The sequence below is a fragment of the Oceanospirillum linum genome (assembly GCF_001995095.2).
GTDB classification, from domain to species: Bacteria; Pseudomonadota; Gammaproteobacteria; order Pseudomonadales; family Halomonadaceae; genus Oceanospirillum; species Oceanospirillum linum.
The window spans coordinates 1-403 of sequence record NZ_MTSD02000199.1 but is presented as its reverse complement, the minus strand read 5'-3'; the positions used below and the strand labels follow the sequence as shown (position 1 = coordinate 403).

1 protein-coding gene is annotated in these 403 nt (G+C 42.7%); it reads left to right on the top strand.

Translation table 11 applies throughout. The annotated features are described in order from the left end of the window. Positions 1-403: hypothetical protein (locus BTA35_RS18125; RefSeq protein WP_161489900.1), on the top strand; the 403-nt coding region annotated here is incomplete at both ends.

Sequence of the window (403 nt, the reverse complement as noted above, 5' to 3'; positions counted from 1 at the left end):
GTTTTAGATGCATACGAGACTGATGATTACCTCATTGGTCAATATGTTGGCTCCATTTTGGAGACGTTGGACATTAATGTGTTAACCAAGAGTATCCATGCTGACTTGTGGACCAGCGGCAATTACATCATGTGCCAAGACAAATCCGGCCGGAAATACTGGCTTACAATTTACGATGACGAAGACGGCTTGAACGATGATGTTAAGTCGTTTTCTTGTTATTCCGGCACGATTGACATCGTATCGGAAGAATGCCCACCAATTTCTGCCACTCAAGCCCAGCCGTTTGAGTGGTATTTTAATCGGATATTTTCCGACACAGGGATTACTTTAGGCATTAATGAGATTTCTGGAATGACTCGAAAGTTAGAGTTTACGTCAGAAAATGCGACCAATGCGGAAA